This window comes from Agaribacillus sp. DX54, from assembly GCF_056858335.1.
Genome location: NZ_JBXEQE010000022.1, coordinates 100,959 through 119,689, shown reverse-complemented (window position 1 = coordinate 119,689; position 18,731 = coordinate 100,959). Strand labels below are relative to the sequence as shown.

Annotated in this window: 13 protein-coding genes; 8 read left to right on the top strand and 5 right to left on the bottom strand. The window is 41.7% G+C overall.

The window, feature by feature from the left end:
• Window positions 1-54: 54 nt before the first annotated feature.
• Both AC04NP_RS20915 and AC04NP_RS20910 read right to left on the bottom strand, forming a co-directional pair.
• A complete protein-coding gene (locus tag AC04NP_RS20915; protein WP_482861892.1) occupies window positions 55-1,020 on the bottom strand; it encodes a hypothetical protein in 966 nt (321 codons plus the stop codon).
• Window positions 1,021-1,023: 3 nt separating this feature from the next.
• Window positions 1,024-2,370: an LVIVD repeat-containing protein gene (locus AC04NP_RS20910; RefSeq protein ID WP_482861891.1), complete on the bottom strand. Its 1,347-nt coding sequence runs from the start codon at window positions 2,368-2,370 to the stop codon at window positions 1,024-1,026.
• A gap of 507 nt (window positions 2,371-2,877) precedes the next feature.
• Here AC04NP_RS20910 and AC04NP_RS20905 point away from each other — a divergent pair.
• The 5 genes from AC04NP_RS20905 to AC04NP_RS20885 all read left to right on the top strand — a co-directional run bounded on the left by AC04NP_RS20905 (window position 2,878) and on the right by AC04NP_RS20885 (window position 11,005).
• The gene (locus AC04NP_RS20905; RefSeq protein ID WP_482861890.1) at window positions 2,878-5,883 is read left to right on the top strand and encodes a SusC/RagA family TonB-linked outer membrane protein; all 3,006 of its coding nucleotides are present in this window, start codon (window positions 2,878-2,880) and stop codon (window positions 5,881-5,883) included.
• 31 nt (window positions 5,884-5,914) lie between these two features.
• Complete coding sequence (locus AC04NP_RS20900) at window positions 5,915-7,279, top strand: RagB/SusD family nutrient uptake outer membrane protein (RefSeq protein WP_482861889.1); 1,365 nt, start codon at window positions 5,915-5,917, stop codon at window positions 7,277-7,279.
• Window positions 7,280-7,632: 353 nt separating this feature from the next.
• Complete coding sequence (locus tag AC04NP_RS20895) at window positions 7,633-8,379, top strand: hypothetical protein (RefSeq protein ID WP_482861888.1); 747 nt, start codon at window positions 7,633-7,635, stop codon at window positions 8,377-8,379.
• A 274-nt stretch (window positions 8,380-8,653) separates the two neighbouring features.
• Window positions 8,654-9,082, top strand: a complete 429-nt coding sequence (locus tag AC04NP_RS20890; RefSeq protein ID WP_482861887.1) for an FKBP-type peptidyl-prolyl cis-trans isomerase — start codon at window positions 8,654-8,656, stop codon at window positions 9,080-9,082.
• A gap of 285 nt (window positions 9,083-9,367) precedes the next feature.
• Window positions 9,368-11,005, top strand: a complete 1,638-nt coding sequence (locus AC04NP_RS20885; protein ID WP_482861886.1) for a S8 family peptidase — start codon at window positions 9,368-9,370, stop codon at window positions 11,003-11,005.
• Window positions 11,006-11,040: 35 nt separating this feature from the next.
• Here AC04NP_RS20885 and AC04NP_RS20880 read toward each other — a convergent pair whose 3' ends face one another.
• The gene (locus AC04NP_RS20880; RefSeq protein ID WP_482861885.1) at window positions 11,041-11,919 is read right to left on the bottom strand and encodes an alpha/beta hydrolase; all 879 of its coding nucleotides are present in this window, start codon (window positions 11,917-11,919) and stop codon (window positions 11,041-11,043) included.
• Between the two features lie 45 nt (window positions 11,920-11,964).
• The gene (locus AC04NP_RS20875) at window positions 11,965-12,558 is read right to left on the bottom strand and encodes a TetR/AcrR family transcriptional regulator (RefSeq protein ID WP_482861884.1); all 594 of its coding nucleotides are present in this window, start codon (window positions 12,556-12,558) and stop codon (window positions 11,965-11,967) included.
• Window positions 12,559-12,819: 261 nt separating this feature from the next.
• Between AC04NP_RS20875 and AC04NP_RS20870 the strand changes: the two genes are divergently transcribed.
• Both AC04NP_RS20870 and AC04NP_RS20865 read left to right on the top strand, forming a co-directional pair.
• Entirely contained in the window at window positions 12,820-13,173 is a 354-nt protein-coding gene (locus AC04NP_RS20870; RefSeq protein WP_482861883.1) for a hypothetical protein, read from the top strand.
• A 33-nt stretch (window positions 13,174-13,206) separates the two neighbouring features.
• Window positions 13,207-13,566, top strand: coding sequence for a hypothetical protein (locus tag AC04NP_RS20865; protein ID WP_482861882.1), 360 nt, complete (start codon window positions 13,207-13,209; stop codon window positions 13,564-13,566).
• A 227-nt stretch (window positions 13,567-13,793) separates the two neighbouring features.
• Here the strand turns inward: AC04NP_RS20865 and AC04NP_RS20860 are convergent, their stop codons facing one another.
• The gene (locus AC04NP_RS20860; RefSeq protein WP_482861881.1) at window positions 13,794-15,395 is read right to left on the bottom strand and encodes a toxin-antitoxin system YwqK family antitoxin; all 1,602 of its coding nucleotides are present in this window, start codon (window positions 15,393-15,395) and stop codon (window positions 13,794-13,796) included.
• Between the two features lie 347 nt (window positions 15,396-15,742).
• Between AC04NP_RS20860 and AC04NP_RS20855 the strand changes: the two genes are divergently transcribed.
• The gene (locus AC04NP_RS20855) at window positions 15,743-18,718 is read left to right on the top strand and encodes a M16 family metallopeptidase (protein WP_482861880.1); all 2,976 of its coding nucleotides are present in this window, start codon (window positions 15,743-15,745) and stop codon (window positions 18,716-18,718) included.
• The last annotated feature ends 13 nt before the right edge of the window (window positions 18,719-18,731 follow it).

Genomic DNA, 18,731 nt, shown 5'->3' with positions numbered 1-18,731 from the left:
AGCTACAAGCCTGCTGGCATGGGCCGTCGTGCAATTGCAAAGCGATTTTATAAATTAAAAACCAAATCCTAAAGTTACCGTAAATCGCCTGATTTGCCGATCCACGGTGACGTCCCACGTGTCCCGGCCCAGCCAATCCACAAAATTGTTCGAAGTTTGTACATCACTCAATTTGTATCCCATTTTTAGAAACATGGCCATCTTGCTTAGTTTTATTTTTACACCCCCACCAAAGTGAAGATATTTTCCTCCTTCAGCATCATGAAATACCTCAACATCGTCAACCTCGCGTTCTTCAGCATACGTGTAACCAACATTCATAAAATACAGGGGTACTACCTTGGATCTTCCAATATCTCCGCTGACATTCAGATAAAAGGGCACTATATGAAGGTTTGGCTGAAAATCCAGCCCTACCCCAAGGCCGGTTTGTAACCACGGCTTAAACCGGTATCCGTTTACCGTATGAACAGAAAAGTTGACAGAATTTTTGAGTGAAACGTCCTCTTCTCCCACCAATATCCCCACGTCAGTCTCATGATAATAACCACTTTGTTTATCATAAAAATCCGTTCCGGGTCTTTTATTATATTTGATCTGGGCAATTTCTTCGGTAAAAAAAGTTACTTCTTCTTCATTTTTAAGCTTTAAAATGACATAGTCATCCGGCACCTGATCTATTATTTTTCCAAAAAGACTACCACCGTCTTTTAAAATAATGATCTCACCCCTTTCTTCGTTAAAAGTGGTTTTCGTATTCGATTTATTATGCAGTTTTATTTTCCTGATATCGTGCTGGTAAATCTTTATAATCTGCCCCCCATTTAACATCACAGAGAGGTACTCTCCGGGAGCTGTCTTGACTATTTTTCCTTTTAATTTACTGCCGTCTTTAAGAATTACCACCTTTGAGCCGGCACTTTCCGGATTTTGCTGCGCATGCAAACACGGTTGGTACAATGATACAATGAATAACAGTGAAAAGAAACGCTTTAATATTTTGTAAACAGGATCAATCATTACTTACTCAGATGGAGTTACGACAGGAATGTGACTCAGCAAAGGCAAAGCAGCAGGATCAGAATAATCAAATTGGTACAACCCATCCTGACCAACCATAATCAGGTTATTCTGAAATGGAATGACATCATATGCATGGATATCTCCAATATGTTTTATCAGATTATCACTGATTTTCTGTACGTCCTCAGTATTAAAAACCTTCAAACCAAATTCCCCTTCACATAAAAACAAATTATCGCGATCGATGCCCAACCCATGCGGATTGTCCATTGGATAGGTTTTTTCCAGGGTAGGATTATTTAAATCCCTGATATCCACCACATCCAGTTGATTTACAAATCCATCACAGATATTGCCGGACCTCAGGGTGACAAACGCATAATCATCGTTCACCACCACCGGATCACAGGCCGTAAAATGCATAAAAGAAGAAAGGTGGCGGGGCTCCAAGGGGTTGGTGTTATCAAATATATGCATGCCGTTATTTGCACCTATAAACAAATTTTGTTTATAGGGAAATATAGTCTCAATTCCCCATCCTACGTTTACTTCATTATCGAGCGTCGGGTCGGCCTGATTGGTAATATTAAAGACGTACAACTGTGAATCATCTATCGCATACAGATGGTTGGCGGTAATGGCAAATCTTGCCATAGAACCTCCGATACCCGCTTGGGGTGCAATACTGGCGGCACTGTTCATTTGCAGGTTAGATAAAGATGCCCTGCCGGCACCGGCAAAGTCAGACGAAAGCAAAACTCCTTCCTGCCAAAGGTGTATGTGCCCATTAAATTCGCCACAATCACCCTCAAAATTACTCACAGTTTCAATTTGGTTCCAATCCGTAATCACACCCCGCTCCGAATTTAATGCAATACCCCCCACCCTGGAGTTAAGATAAACATCTTCAATCCTTTTAACCATCGTGATGTTGTTAATATCACTCAGGTCAAAAGTGAGTACATCCAGATAGCTGTCGGCATACAGATAATTTCCTTTGGCAGCCATGTCGAAGTTACCGGGTATTTTTATAAAACTCAGCGGTACCGGGTTGGTTTTATCGGCATTATCGATTACGTGAACCCCCTCTCCCGGTTCATTGACAAACAGGGTATTGCCATAAATATAGATTTTCCCGGAGGCTGCCATGTCTCTTGGGGATTCTTGCTGTACCGAAGATCTGATATCTTCCAGGGAAGTATAAACCGGCTCGTAGTAATGATATACCTGGGTGGTTTCACACTTATCGGTACATCCTTCCAATACCATTCCCAGGAAAATCAATAAGAAAACGAAAACAAAAAATCTTAATAAGATATCCCGTAATTCAATCATAGACATTTTCATAGTCAATCCTTTAAGGGTTTTACAATAGGTTTTATCAAAAACGCATTTTCACCTAGGAGGACACGACAGTTGTCAAATTGGTTGGAATGCCCCAAACCACCGATGAGCTTTTAAAGGTTAACGCTGTCATTCATCTGCTTTCGAGGCGGGATGTCGCAGACTACTTTGTTATAACTTAGCCGGGATATCAAAATTTTACCAAAACAGAAACCGGCATTTCTGCCTTGTGGTGTCAATAATTAGCGAGAATCATATCAAGCTACCACCTTTTGCGTTATTTTTTTTATTTTTTAGTAATAATTACCCCATTTTACGTTATTCTTTGAAATTTTAAATCCCTTAAATTTGGGGGGGTCACCTGTATTTTAATTTCACTCCACCAATAAAAAATTTGACTTTTTAAGGATTATTTAGTGTATCCTAACGATTGTTTGGTAAAACTTTCACTAATTATTCCTAATGGATTAACTTAAAATAATTCAAATCTTAATTAAACTCTTATTGATTATGAGAAAACTATACCGAAAGTTCCAAGTGCTGCTGGCCTTGTCGCTGCTGGCAGTTGGGACCGTTTCCGCACAGCAATTTTCGCTCAACGGAAAAGTCACCGACTCTGGCACGGGGGAGCCACTGGCAGGTGTGAATGTGATTGTAAAAGGTACTACAATCGGTGTAATCACCGATATCGATGGTAATTACAACTTGACCATCCCAGGCACAGAGGGGGTCATTGTTGCTTCTTTTATTGGCTATCTTACTAAAGAATTGCCGGTTAATAGTACTACTGGTACCCTTAACATCGACATGGTGGAGGATGTGACCAACCTCGAGGAAGTGGTGGTCACCGGTCTTGCTTCTTCGGTTAAGCGAAGTAATCTTGCCAATGCCGTTAGCACTGTATCAGCCGATGAGTTACTGGGTACTACCGATCCGCAGACGCTGGATAACGCACTTTACGGTAAACTTAACGGTGTTAACATCAATGCCAACGGCGGCGCTCCCGGCGGGGGCATCAGTGTCCAGTTGAGAGGTATCTCTACATTAGGCGCTGGTTCATCACAACCACTATATATTGTAGACGGCGTATATGTGGACAATTCAACCATCAGGACCGGCCGTACCCAGGTCAGCGGGGCTAGCAGTGGACAAAATGCAACCACACAAGATAATGCTGCTAACAGGATTGCAGATTTGAACCCGGAAGACATCGAAAGTATCGAGGTATTGAAAGGTTCTTCAGCAGCAGCGATTTATGGTACAAGGGCCAATGCCGGAGTAATAATCATTACCACTAAAAAAGGAAAGGCGGGAAAAACCAAAGTGAGCCTAAGGCAGGATCTTGGCATTGCCCGTGCCCTTAACCTGCAGGGTTTTGACGATTGGAACCCTGACAAAATAACAGCTTTTTTTGGCACAGGTGAAAGGGCCGAGGCAGAACTTCAAGCCTACCTTCAGGCGGTCGCCGAGGGCAGAATAACTAACTGGGAAGAAGAATTTTACGGTGAAACACCTCTTTTGAGTAACACTCAGGTAAGTGTATCCGGAGGAAATGAAAAAACCACCTTTTATGTTTCCGGCGGGCTGAGGACCGAAGATGGTATTCTAAAGAATACCGGTTTCGACCGTTACTCGATCAGGGCCAACATAGATCACAAGTTCTCCAAAAAACTGGATATGAGCCTTAATTCAAATTACATCCGATCCAGCACCCAGCGCGGTTTTACGGGGAATCAAAACAATACCGGGGGTAGCATCGGCTATAACATCGCTTATTTGCCCTCTTACGCAGATATTTTCCCTGATGCCCAGGGCAACTACCCCAACAACCCCTACTTTAACGATAACCCATTGGCTATTAGAGATCTGGGCGTCAACGACTCGAATGTGGACCGCTTTATTGTGTCTTCTGCTATCAACCTTAACCTGTTGCAAACAGATAACTCATTATTAAAATTTACAGCTCAGGGTGGCATCGATTATATCAGCGCCAATTCGCTGGTTTATTTTCCTGAAATTCTGCAACACCAGCAAGCCCTGGCTAACCCCGGTGACGTCATGTGGGGGAGAAACGATAACTTGAATACAAACTGGCAAGCATTTTTAATATTTAACACCAATGTTGGCAAAACCAACTTTAACACACAGGTTGGTACCGTAAGGTTACACCAGAGTGTGGAAAACCTGCTGACCCGTGGCCGAGGATTGTCCGGAGGACAAACGAACCTGAGGTGGGCCACCGTTCAATCGATACAGGGTCAATTCGATCAGACAGTAACTGATGTCGGAATAGTGGCTCAGGAGGAAATTAATTGGGACGATAAAATCATCGGTACGGTAGGCGTTCGTTTCGATAGGTCAACATTGAACAGGGACCAGGATAAGTTTTACGCCTTCCCCAAGGCATCGGTTGCCGCTAATATTGCTAACTTTGATTTCTGGACTGTCAACAACGTAAATCAGTTAAAACTGAGGGCCGCATATGGAGAAACCGGCGGTTTGCCAAATTTTGGCAATACCTTCGAATCACTTACTCCCCAGTTGATTGGCGGATCGCTGGGCGGTCAGGTGAGTGTCAGAGGGGTGGATCCTAATCTTGAACCTGAAACTGCCTCTGAACTGGAATTCGGATTGGATGCAAGTTTTTTTGGAAACTTAATTTCACTGGAAGCTACCTATTATATCAAAGAGGTAAATGACCTGATCCTGGATCAGGTACCGGCAGAATCAACGGGTATTCAGGCCATCGCCACAAATGCCGCAGATCTTGAAAACAGAGGAATAGAACTGGCTTTGAGTGGTTCTCCCGTCAGAACAAACAATGTTAACTGGTTTTCAAAAGTGTTGTACTGGAAAAACAGGGCTGAAATTACCAGATTAAACATTCCCCCATTTACCACAGGCGGATTCGGGCCTACATTGGGAACCTATCTGATTGCAGAAGGACTATCGCCAACGACTATCGTTGGCACACCCGGTGATGCCGATATACCAGGAGGTTTTACGATGCATGGAGACAGACTGGCTGATTTTCAAATGACATTTTTAAATCAGATCACTTTGTATAAAAACTGGGAATTAAGTTTCCTGTTCCATTGGAAACAAGGTGGCGATAACATCAACCTTTCAGCATTTTTATGGGACGATGGAGGAACCACGCCAAACTGGAATGGTGACGACGACGGCGATGGCATACCCAACGGCGAAGACCGGCAAAGGGAATGGATTTCAGACAACAATGCAGGTGTGTATATCCAGGATGCTTCTTATGTTAAACTGAGGGAAATCGGATTATATTATACGCTGCCACAGAATTTAACCACCCGTTTATTTAACGGTTTGGTGGAAAGAGTAAAACTTGGATTTAGTGGAAATAACTTGTTCCTGTGGACAGATTACGAAAGCTATGACCCTGAAGTATCTAACTTCGGAAGTCAGCCAATAGCATCCAACATCGAAGTTACACCCTATCCTACTTCAAGAAGGATGTTCTTCCACTTAAATATCGATTTTTAATTAAGCAGGTGTAATCCAAAATTTAGAAAAAATGAAAAATATATTTTATAAATTAGGCTTTGCGTTGTCGCTTATATTCATTATCAGCAGTTGCGAAGTCGATGAGGTGGAGGATCCCAATAACCCCTCCTTAGGAAGTGTTTTAAATGATGCCAGCAAAGCAGAACTTCAAACCCTGGTTTCAGGCTTAGAGGCCAGGCACAGGGCTTTTTATGGCAGTGCCACACAAATGTTCGGAAGTTTTGGCCGGGAACTTTGGGCCTATTTTCAATCTGATGCAAGATTCGTCGCAGACTGGTTGGGTATTGGATTAGATGGGGTGACCTATCCGGATTTCTTCGCCTCCGGAGGTACATACATCACGCCTTATTTAGCAGTGAAACAAGCCAACACCCTGATCGATGCGGCCAATGGCTCTACTGCACTTACAGAACAGGAAAGAAACGGCTATATTGGGTTTGCAAGAACTATCAAAGCCTATCAGTTACTGATTCCATTGATGCAACAATTTCAAAATGGCATCAGGGTAGATGTCAATGATCCCCTGAATCCCGGCCCTATCCTATCCTATGATGCCGCTTTACAGGCCATCAGGGATCTCCTGGACCAAGCGCAAAATGAGTTAAACGGTTCTTCATTTGCCTTCTCATTAGCCGGTTTTGATGAATTTGACACCCCTGAGTCTTTCACACAACTTAACAGAGCTATTGCAGCCAGGGCCTCTTTATACGCAGAAGATTGGCCCGGCACCCTGACCCATTTATCTGACTCTTTTTTGAAGCTTGAAGCAGGTGCAGAACAAATGAATGTAGGCCCTACCATCGTATATGGAGAAGCGCCGGATGTTAACAACCCGCTTTTTTATCCACCTGATGCGGCTACAAATACCATTGTAATTGTGCACCCGGCATTGATAGAAGATGCCATCCCAGGAGATTTGCGTGTCGAAAACAAATTTTTCAAAAGGAAAGAAGCCGTATTTAATCCCGGAGTAACAGATGCAGATGGAAACGATATTCCAGGTGAATATCAGGATAACCGGTGGGCCAGCAACATTGCGCCTATTAGATTTATAAGAAATGAAGAACTCATTTTGATCTATGCAGAGGCAAGTGCCAAACTTGAGAACACCAATGACGCTGTAGATGCGATTAATCTAGTCAGGAACACCTGGGAAATTGGAAATTACACCGGCAGTACCCTGGAAACGGATTTGATCGATGAAATTCTTTTCCAACGAAGGTATTCTCTATGGGCTGAAGCCGGGCACCGATGGATTGATTTAAGGCGAACAGACCGGCTCAATGATACTTACATTGACCTGCGTGACCGTGGATCAATATTTAACCAGGTTAGCCGGAGAACCTCCGAAACCAACTGGGATGCCAGTAACTGATTGAAAATATGATGCATCAGTAGCTGTCCAATAAGTTTTATCTGGCTAAGAAATGGCAAATTTTATTTGACTTTACGTTAACAATACACTCCTAAACTATCTCAAGGGAGGAGTAACTCCCCCTTTCTTTGCTTCGCCGGCTATGTGTCGCCGATGCTTTAATGGAGGCCCAGGCTATGCGAAAGCAGGGAAAGGGAGCAAAGGGGTGTGCCACTTTTGGAAACAAATAAAATTTGGTTACAAGCCGGAAAATAATACTTATTTGGACAGCTCTATCATTAAAAAAATCTAAAACCAGGTGCCCGCATGTACCTTTGTAACCTTGATAACTTACTCCGCGTAAATTCAATCAGATGATTTTTTTTAATTTCAAAATTTCAGCCACTGCGCTGTATTTATTTTTAATTTCAGAAGCCTGTTTCACCACATCTATCAGGGCATTGGGTCAGATCGTTGATAAGGAAATCAGCCAATATATTTATGGAGGTTCAGGACCCGTTTCTGAAATAAAACCAGTCAAACTGAATCCCAACGCCCTACACATCTATTCCGAACCCGATTGGCAAACAGGTAAGATCAACTTCTATGGGGAAGGAAACCTTGTCAATGTCCCTTTACGTTACGACATTATCCGAAACCGCCTTGTTTTACAAATGGAAGATGAATTGAAAATCCTGCATGGAAGGCATGTGCGAAGTTTTGAATGGTTGCTACCCGCGCTGAACCGCAAAATCAAATACATGAATTGCGGTGAATTTATGTTTAAAGATAAAGAAATCACCGGTTTTTTAGAGGTACTGGTCGAGGGTAAACACAGTTTATTTTGCCATAAAGTAGTAAAAATTTTTCAGGGCAATTCTTCTACTTCGCTCAGTGGAAGTCACAGAAAAGATGATATCTACCTGATAGATCACTACTACACTATGCGTGGAGGCTTTATCGTTACCCTGTCAAAAAAGAAAAGAGAACTCCTTGATTTTTTCGGGGAACACGAGGCAGGCATAAATAAATATATCAAGCAAAACGGCCTCCTGATAAAAAGAAAAACAGATTTGATCAAAATCTTTGCATACTACAACCAGCTCCCTGACAATCAGTAGCTAAAAACCTTCATCATCCCCTGCCCCCCTGCTCCTAACACCCCTCCCCTGTCTCCTCTCTTCTGACTCCTCTCACCCGCCTCCTGCCCCCTCCTTTAGTTACCAAAACTTTTGTATCTTTACCACAACCTATGCAAAAGGCCAGACTCACGGCCTTTCATATGACTAATTACTAATAAATGGAATAATCACTTAACCATTTCGTACAGCAGCCTTTTCAGCGACCTGGTTTTTGTTATCCCTGATCAATTGTTAAACAAAAGAAATAAAAAAAATGAAAGAAGTTATCAATCAAAGCCAGGTCAAAGTGCATTATACCGGTACCCTTGACGACGGTTCAGTATTTGACTCATCAGAGGGCCGCGAGCCTCTGGCATTTACCGTAGGTGCCGGAAACATGATCCCCGGCTTTGAAAAAGCGGTACTTGGCATGAAGCTAAATGAGACAAAAAAAGTCACAATACCCTGTGATCAGGCTTATGGACCGGTTAGAGATGATTTAATTCAGGAATTAAACAAATCCATTTTACCCGAAGGGTTAAACCCTCAAATCGGTCAGAAACTGCAATCTCAGGATAACGAGGGACGATCATTTATTGTTACTGTAAAACAGGTAAAAGAAACCACCATTGTAATAGATGGAAACCATGAACTGGCCGGGAAAGATCTTCAATTTGAAATCCGTCTGGTAGAGCTCAATTAGGGGCTCCCCGCCTAAAAAAGGTACTTGAAAACCTGTGTTTTTAGCTATAAAACAAAAATTCAGTAATTTCCGGAACTTTACTACCCTTAAAATTCCTTTAATTACATGAAATTTCTATCTTTAAAAATTTGAAACAAAACCTTTTAAGTTCAAAGGCTGGATAATAAAGTCTGAGAAATTGCTGGGACCATTTGCAAAAATTGTTTTGGAGGGATTTTTGATTGATCTATACAATGAAAGCAAGGACCACTGAAGCAAGGAAAATAATATTAATTTTATCCGTTTATGAAAACAAAATTTTTAGTGGCTCTTATGCTGTCGATACTAGCAGCAGATGCCTACGCTATCAGAATTCCTGATGATAAATACAAGCCAAGTGATACCCTTGAAAAGGCTCCTGAAAATTGGTTCCACCTCGATCCGGAAGAGGACCTGATCAACGGAATAAGCTCTACAAAAACCTACCGGGAATTGTTAAAGGGGAAGAAATCCCGCTCTGTTGTCGTGGCGGTTATCGACTCCGGTATTGACATAGACCATGAGGATCTGCAAGGGGTCATATGGGTCAACGAGGGCGAAATCGAAGGAAATGGCATCGATGATGATAAAAACGGCTATGTGGACGACATCCATGGATGGAATTTTATCGGCGGCCCTGAAGGTAATGTAGATAAGGATACCTATGAACTTACCAGGGAATACGGAAGACTGCTCAAAAAGTATGAAGGCCTTTCTGAGGAAAATAAAAAAGCCGATAAAGAATACGAATATTTCCAGAAACTGGAGGCAGAATACAAAAAAACAGTCGGTGATATGGAAACCAAATACAGGAGTTTCAAGGGGTTTTATGAAGGATACAAGTTATCCAGAAAGCTCATGGAAGCATACATCGGTACCGAAGAGCTTACCCTTGAAGATGTGATGGCAGTCTCATCAACCGATGAGAAAGTCAACTCTGCCCAACAAATGATGAAATATGTCTTTGAGAGCGGGATCGACGAAAAAGAGTTTGAAAAGGGAAATGAATATTTTGATGTAGGCCTCAATTACGGATATAATTTATCTTATAATCCCAGGGATATTGTAGGAGATGATTATGAGGATAAACAGGAGAGATACTATGGAAACAATGATGTAAAGGGAGAATTTAACTTCCATGGCACCCATGTGGCAGGAATTATTGCCGCCACTCGGAATAACAATTTGGGCATTGACGGTGTAGCCGATAACGTTAAAATAATGGCCATCAGGGCAGTTCCCAATGGTGATGAACGAGACAAAGACATCGCCAATGCCATCAGGTATGCCGTAGACAATGGTGCACAGATCATCAATATGAGTTTCGGCAAGTCGTACTCCCCTTACAAGTCTGTGGTAGATAAGGCCGTAAAATATGCAGAAAAAAACGATGTTTTATTAATACACGCGGCAGGTAACAGCTCTAAAGATATAGATGTAAAAGATAATTTCCCTTCACAGACCTACGAGTCCGGAAAAGATGCCAGAAACTGGCTTGAAATTGGAGCTTTGTCATGGAAGAATGGGAAAGAGTCCGTTGCTACATTTTCAAATTACGGAAAAAACTCAGTAGATGTTTTTGCACCCGGCGTTGACATTTACTCCACAGCACCAAAACAGGCATATGAAAGCGCCAGTGGTACCAGCATGGCTGCGCCTGTAACCTCGGGGGTTGCGGCAATCCTGAAATCCTACTTTCCGTCATTGACGTCCAAACAGGTACGGGATATCGTCATTCAGTCTTCGGTAAAACATAGCAAATTAAAAGTTTTGAAACCCGGGGGCAAAGAGGAAGAAGTACTCTTCAGCGATCTGAGCAGAACCGGTGGAGTAGTTAACGCATTTGAGGCCGTTAAACTCGCCGAAAAAGTTGTCAAAAACAAAAAGAAATTAAAAGTTTACTAATCCCGACAGTTTACAAGCACCTGATAAAACCTCTTTCAGGTGCCTGTGAACTCGGGCTTTTTGGTTTTTTCTATGATAAATGACAAGCTTTTGTCAATTACCGCTTCATTCCTCAAAATTCTTGTATGACCTAACAAAGAGGTAACCATGATTTCGGCCCCGGGGATTAATGCCTTCAGCGTCTCGGCTTGGTCAATACTTACTTCCTTGTCATTTTTATCGTGTATTAACAACAGGTTAAATGGAGGTAGTTGCTCCGCCAGCACTTCGCTGCTGAAAGAACTAAACGGTCTCCCGTACTTCTTTTGTACGAGATTGTCAAAGCTGGCGCCAACTTTTGCACTGCCATTGATTTTTTTCAAAAACTCCTCTATAATTTTATCTCCATTGGTAGGACTAGCGATGTTTATCAGGTTTTCTACAGGCAATCCCTGGCTCATAGCAAAAATAGTTGCCGCACCGCCAAAGGAGTGCGTGATTACCCCGCAGATATCCCCATAATATTCTTGTAACGCTTTTAATACCTGTTCAAATTCAATAATATTTGTGCGCTTACCGGAAGAAGCCCCATGAGCCGGACCATCGAATGCCACCACCTTAAATCCCCTTTCAACAAAGGGCTCGACAAATTTGAAAAACTGGGTTCCTCTACCTGACCACCCGTGTACAAAAAGCACCACCGGGCCCTGCCCCCAGGAATAACATTGAACTTGCAGATTACCTGCATTCAACCTGAACTTAACGGCACTTTCCATGACTGGCATCTCGCGCTTTGGCCAGGTAAACCTTATTGGTTTGAAAAACAGGTTGAAAGCCCATCTGTTGGCCAAAGGTGGCAGTACTTTTTCTACTACGGGAAAAAGCTTCCGGAAGGCAATCATCATGAGTGGTGTTTTTGATTTTTTATTTTTCATAGTTTCAATTTTAAGACCGATCGGTCTTTTTTAATAAAAAAAATTTTATGGTTTATAGATCCTTTCTTTTAAATATCGTTTTAAGGTCTTGACGGCCACATCGATACAGGATTTATCATTAACCCTTGACATGATAATGGCCCCTTCGAGTGTGATAATAATCAGCGTGGCCAGGTCATTTTGGTCTGCGTCCTTTCTAAACTCGCCTGAGGCTATGCCTTCCCGCACCTTTATTTCTATGTACTTTTTTAATGAATTGATAGCTTCATTGGCCTTTTGCTTTAACAATGGATGGGTGTTGGAGGCATCAACAGCCGTATTAAATATTGGACAGCCTCCTTCCATCCCCGGTACCGACGCCAGCTCGGCATAAACCTCAATAATGGAATGCAGCTTTTCTGTCGGTGTCTTGTCATAATCCAGCCGTTTGCGGAATTGCTTCAACATTTTTTTAAAACTGTAATCAAAAGCCTCGAGCGCTATTTCATCCTTGTTTTTGAAATGATTGTAAATTCCACCTTTTTTCAAGTCCGTGGCTTCCATGATATCACTCAATGAACACCCATGATAACCATGTACATTGAAAAGTTCTGCAGACTTACTGATGATTTTCTCTCTTGTATTCAGACCTTTTGTCATTTCAACATCCCCTGTTCCGGAAGATTATTTATTGTTAAAGCGGTTTTAAGACCGATCGGTCTCAAAGATACTCATTTAATCCTGAAAAAAAAATCCATTTCTTTTCCAGTTAAGCGCCATTACTACACAGATTAGTTTTTATACCCCATTTTGTGTGAAATTAAGCAGTGTTTTGGGTTCGATATTCGAATTAAGAAATAATTCCAATGAATTTTTCTTCAATAATTAGTATTTTAATTAAACAAACCCACATACACCAAGATGACCAGTCTAAAACCATTTTATAACCTGACACTTGTATGTTCACTGCTACTTCAGTTGGTGATTTCAGGCTGTGGTCAACCTTTGTATGCACAAATAGTGGACAAAAGCCCTAACATATTCTTAACGAGCAGCAATGGCCTGATCCCGGAAGTAAGACCTCTGCCGGAGGATGCCGGTGAAATAAAGTTGTTTTTGGAGGATGAGTGGTATATAGGCGATGTCAAATCCTTTGATCGTGAGTTTATTATCAATAAACCGTTAAAATACGAGATTATTCACAATCGCCTTGAAATGCAGATAAACGGTCAAACTATGGGTTTGAGTCACAATCATGTGAAAAGCTTCGAATGATTCAATGTCACCGATAACCGAAGGGCAGTTTTTTTGAATTGTAAACACCTGCTTTTTAAAGATGATCAGCCAGTGGTTTTTTTGGAAATACTGTCAGAAGGAAAGATCACCCTGTCCAGTCATAAAACCGCAAAAAAATTTCAAAGAAGTCGCAATAGCCCGGCAGCAAGAGGCCATAAAAAGGATGGATTTTTTGTAAATGTGCAGTTTTACTATTCAGTAGACGGGGGTCTGATTATGCCCCTTCCCAACAAAAGAAAGGAACTTTTCAGACTTTTTCATGATAAAAAGGATGTTGTCAAGCAATTTATCGCCTGGAATGGCCTTGTTTTTAAACAGAAAGAAGATTTGGTGAAAATCTTTGATTTTTATAATTTGCTTTCCGAGAAATAGCCGGCAAGGTGGATGAGGACGCCTGGCCCCTTCTCATTTCCCATCGATCCTGCGCCTCCTTTTTGGGTCCCTGTCAACTTGCCCGGTAATACGCCGGGACAACCAACCATCGTGCCCATGGATGAAGGCACTGGGAGGTTGGGGACTTAAGGCAAAACTTGAAAGCTTAGACAGAATTCGCATTGTTCAGTAAATGAACTTTATCATTCAAGCGACCAGATCACGGGTCAATTGACCGGGATCTCCTCTTCCTCGGTCAATTGGCTGTGATCTATTTTATCCAGAAGCTTGCCGAAATTGTTGTAGTACTCCCAAACTCCTACTTTTTTTCCTGCATTAAACTCACCCTTCGATTCTACCATTCCACTGCGAAAATGATAGGTCCATACCCCCTGTGGCTTCCCGTTTCGCATCGACCCCTCAGATTCTATCTTGCCATTATTGTAATAACTTTTCCACGCACCATTGGGAAGGCCATCTTGATAATTGGCTACTACACGTAATTTGTTTCTCGTATCATAGCTGCGTTTTTCTCCCTGACCATTTTTAAAAGTTCCCCTTGGCAATGTGTCCCCCTTCATAGTATGGTAAGGGCCTATCTCCATGAGCCTGCCATCTGACCAGGTTTCTTCCTGTATTAACTGTCCGTTGTCATAAAACAATCCCCAAAGCCCCTCTTCTTTACCTTTGTTGAAGGACCCAATCGACTTAATAGTGCCATTGGGATGGTACTGAAACCATTGACCATCCTCCATTCCGGATATATATTTGCCTTCTGAGATCAGAACTCCCATTTCGTTAAAGTATTTCCAGTTACCGTGCTTTTGATCCACAAAGTATTTACCAATGGCATAAAGACCCCCACTTTCATAGTATGATTTCCACAGTCCCTCCTTTTTTCCCCATTCATAATAGCCCACAACACTTTGATTTCCATTTTCATGAAATTCAAGGTATGTGCTATCAGGTTGCCCATCCTTATGATGGAGAATCAGTTTTTCACTTTGATCCCGATGGAATTCCTTCCATGTTCCAACCGGGATCCCTTTGCGGTATTGATAGTCTTTACTTAGCTGACCGTTCCCGTGGTATACTTTGTACATACCATCAAATTCGCCATTGTTGTAACTAATTACTGATCTTTTTCTTCCAAAAAAATAGTATTCCACCCATATACTGTCTTTTTTCCCCTGCATATATTTACCCTTTTCGGCCAGGTTGCCATTTTCGTGATAAATATTGAAAATACCATGTTCTTTATTGTTTTTGTATTTTGTAGATGACAATAACACACCGTATGGATCAAAAGTCCTGATCTCATAATCCCTACCATTATTGCTGAATTCTGTAATAGAATATAACTGTCCGTAATCAAAATACGACCGCCATGTCCCAACCTGATAATTATTTTGAAACTGGCCCTCTACTTTTTTGCCCCCTGCTTTGTAAAACTCAACCCAGTCGCCATCCTTTAACCCGTTTTTATAGTTAGTTTTAATTGCGGTCTTTCCAGAGGGAAAAAACTCCGTATATTCTCCATGTAAAAGTCCGGTACTATAGTTGGCCACCAAGGACTTACGTCCATTTTTGTGATAAATAACCCAGGGGCCATCCCTTTTATCATTTTTGAAGTATCCTTGCTGTACTACCTGATTCTGGCGGTTCAGTACTTTCCATAAACCCTCCTTTCTTCCATCCTCATACTTTCCATCCAGCCGCCATGTAGTATCTATCCGATGAAGTGAAAGCTGTTCCGACTGGGCCTTCAAATCGTCATGAAGCGTTAAACAGCCAAGCAATGTGACTAAAAAATAAATACTTTTATTCATAAACCGGTGATTTCTTTAAATTTAATGATTCCTGGTATTTTAATGAACTAAATATGGAAAACATCAAACTTAAGCAGATATATGTTCACTGCCAACCATATACTAATTTTCAATATAACAGGATTCGATTTCTTATCATCAAAAATCATACTAATGTTAAGGGCATAACAAACCACAAATTTCCTAACAATCCACTCACACAGCGACCGGTCCCAAAAACAATCACTAATAATCGAAAGTCAAAGGGCTGAAGTTGATGAATAAACCATAAAAAAATGTAACTTTCATTTCAAAAGGATATACAATATGTAACCCAAAAGAACTCTAATTATCTTAAACGTTAAGCTATGAAGAAAAGAACAACTTTTTTAATCTATTTCCAGGCAATTATGGTGGTTGCCTGTATGCAACCCGGGCAAAAGGACCGCTTCACCACCAAAACCGCTGAAAGCCAGGGCTATCGATACGAGTATGTGACCAATGATCCTTTGAAAGTAAGAATTTATACATTACCTAACGGATTAAAAGTTTACCTGAGCGATTACAAAAACGCCCCGAGAGTCCAGACATTTATTGCTGTCAGGGCCGGTGGTAAAAATGACCCCGCCAGCGCCACGGGCCTGGCACATTACCTCGAACATATGATGTTTAAAGGAACCGCAAATTTTGGAACACTGGACTGGAATAGTGAAAAACCCTGGCTGGACAGCATACAACATATGTTCGACCATTACCGCACTTTAACAGACTCTGTTGAAAGAGTGCAGTATTACCGCCTGATAGATCGGGTTTCCAACGAAGCGTCAAAATTTGCCATACCCAATGAATACGACAAAATGGTGGCTGCGATAGGGGCAAAAGGCACAAACGCATACACCACCGAAGACCGTACTGTCTACATCAATGACATTCCTGCCAATCAGATGGAAAACTTTTTGATCATTGAATCCAACCGCTTTAAAAAAATCGTTAACAGGTTGTTTCACACAGAATTGGAGTCGGTTTACGAAGAAAAAAACCGCTCCCTGGACAATGACAACTGGAAGGTCTATGAAACGCTTTACAAAACAATCTTCAAAAACCATCCTTACGGAACCCAAACGGTAATCGGAACCATCGACCACCTTAAAAATCCGTCAATTACGGAAATAGAAAAATACTTCTACAAGTATTATGTGCCGAATAATGTTGCCATTTGTATGAGTGGCGATTTGGACTATGATAAGACCATTAAGCTTATTGACCAATACTTTGGCGATTGGCAACCTAATGAAAATTTACCGGCTTGGGTCAAAATAGAGGAGGAACCTATTATCAGTCCTGTAGAAAAAGAGGTGCTGGGGCCAGATGCCGAAAGTGTCAATCTCGGATTCAGGTTTAAGGGACGGGGCAGTGAAGACTTTAAGCTGGTGAGACTCATCGATATGATGCTAAACAACAGCGAAGCGGGTTTGATAGACCTGAACCTGAAACAACAACAAAAAGTACTCGAGCCGGGGAGTTATGTAGATAAGTTAAACGACTACTGCATCCATACTTTTTACGGGACCCCCAGGGAAGGACAATCCTTGCAAGAGGTCAAAAACCTGTTGATAGGTCAAATCGATCTGATCAAAAAAGGGGAGTTCGAGGACTGGTTGGTGCACGCGGTAATAAACGACCTCAAAAAGTCCAGTATTCAACAAAGCGAAAATAATGCCTCCAGAGCCAATGACATGGTTATTGCTTTTACAAATAATATCTCATGGGAAGAATATGTCAGCGAACTGGACAATCTTAGAAAAATAACCCGGCAGCAGATCATCGATTTTGCTAACGAACACTATGGCGACAATTATGTAGTAGTTTATAAAAAAACCGGCAAAGACCCTCATGTTCAAAAAGTGATAAAACCCGAAATCACCAAGGTAAACCTGAACAGGGATGAAAAATCTAAATTTCAGGAAGACCTGCTAGCCAGGGATGTAGATAGGCTAAGCCCCGTTTATCTTGACTACGAGCGTGACATTAACCAATTGTCAATGGATCAGGACGTGCAGGTGCTGTATATGCAGAATACTGAAAACGAACTTTTCAGTCTGTATTATTTATCAGATGCAGGCAGCAATAATAATCCGAAAATGAAGATTGCCGTAGAATATTTGCAATATACAGGAACCGATAGCCTGTCTTCAGAGGATTTTAAGAAAGAGCTTTACAAGTTGGGTTGTAGCTTTAATGTATTTGCATCTTCAGATCGCACCTACGTGATGCTTAACGGTTTATCAGAAAACATGGAAAAAGCCATGATATTATTTGAGGACCTGCTTGAACGGCCGCAGGGTGATGAAGAGGCGCTTGCGAAAATGATTGATGGTATCCTGAAGGAGCGGGAAGATGCCAAAAAAAGTAAATCCACCATTTTGTATGGTGGTATGTTAAATTACGGGCTTTATGGCCCGGAATCTCCATTCACCAATGTATTGTCCAACGAGGAATTGCTGGGATTGACGCACGGTGAATTGATTGATATCATCAAAGGATTTACCAAAACCGAGCACAGAATACTCTATTACGGTCCCAAAAAAGAAGAAGAACTGATCAAAGTTTTAAACAAAAACCATCGCCTGTCCGGTTCACTGCAACCCACCCCGGCATTGGTGGATTATGAAATTATCGATACTGATCAAACCAAAGTTTATTGGGTAGACTACGATATGGTGCAGTCCGAAATCATTTTTATTAGCAAAGAAGGCCGCTACGATCCTATGCTGGCCCCTGAAAAAACCCTTTACAATGAATATTTTGGTGGTGGTATGGGATCGGTGGTTTTCCAGGAGATAAGAGAGGCACAAGGCCTTGCCTATTCGGTATGGGCGAATTACGGCACCGCTTCCAAAGCTTCAGGGCATGATCAGTTTTTAGCTTACATCGGTACACAAGCCGATAAGCAAAAGGAGTCCATGGAAGCGCTGCTAGCGATTATTAATGAGCTTCCTGAGTCAAAAGTGGCCCTGGAAACTGCGAAAAAGGCCATTATGAATAAAATCGAAAGCGAGCGGATTACCAAGACCAGCGTTTTATTTAATTATGAAGATGCCAAAAGAAAAAACCTTGACTATGACATTCGCAAGACCATATACGAAGGTATCCAAAACATGACCTTCGAAGACCTGGAGGCATTCCAGGAAAAGCATATTAAAAACAATGAATACAACATGCTGGTACTGGGAAGCAAAGATAAACTCGACTTCGACGCCCTGAGGAAATACGGTGATGTTACGGAGTTGAGCCTGGAAGAAATCTTTGGCTATGAAAAGGTCGATCGAATTGCTTTAGAATGAAATTAATGGCCTG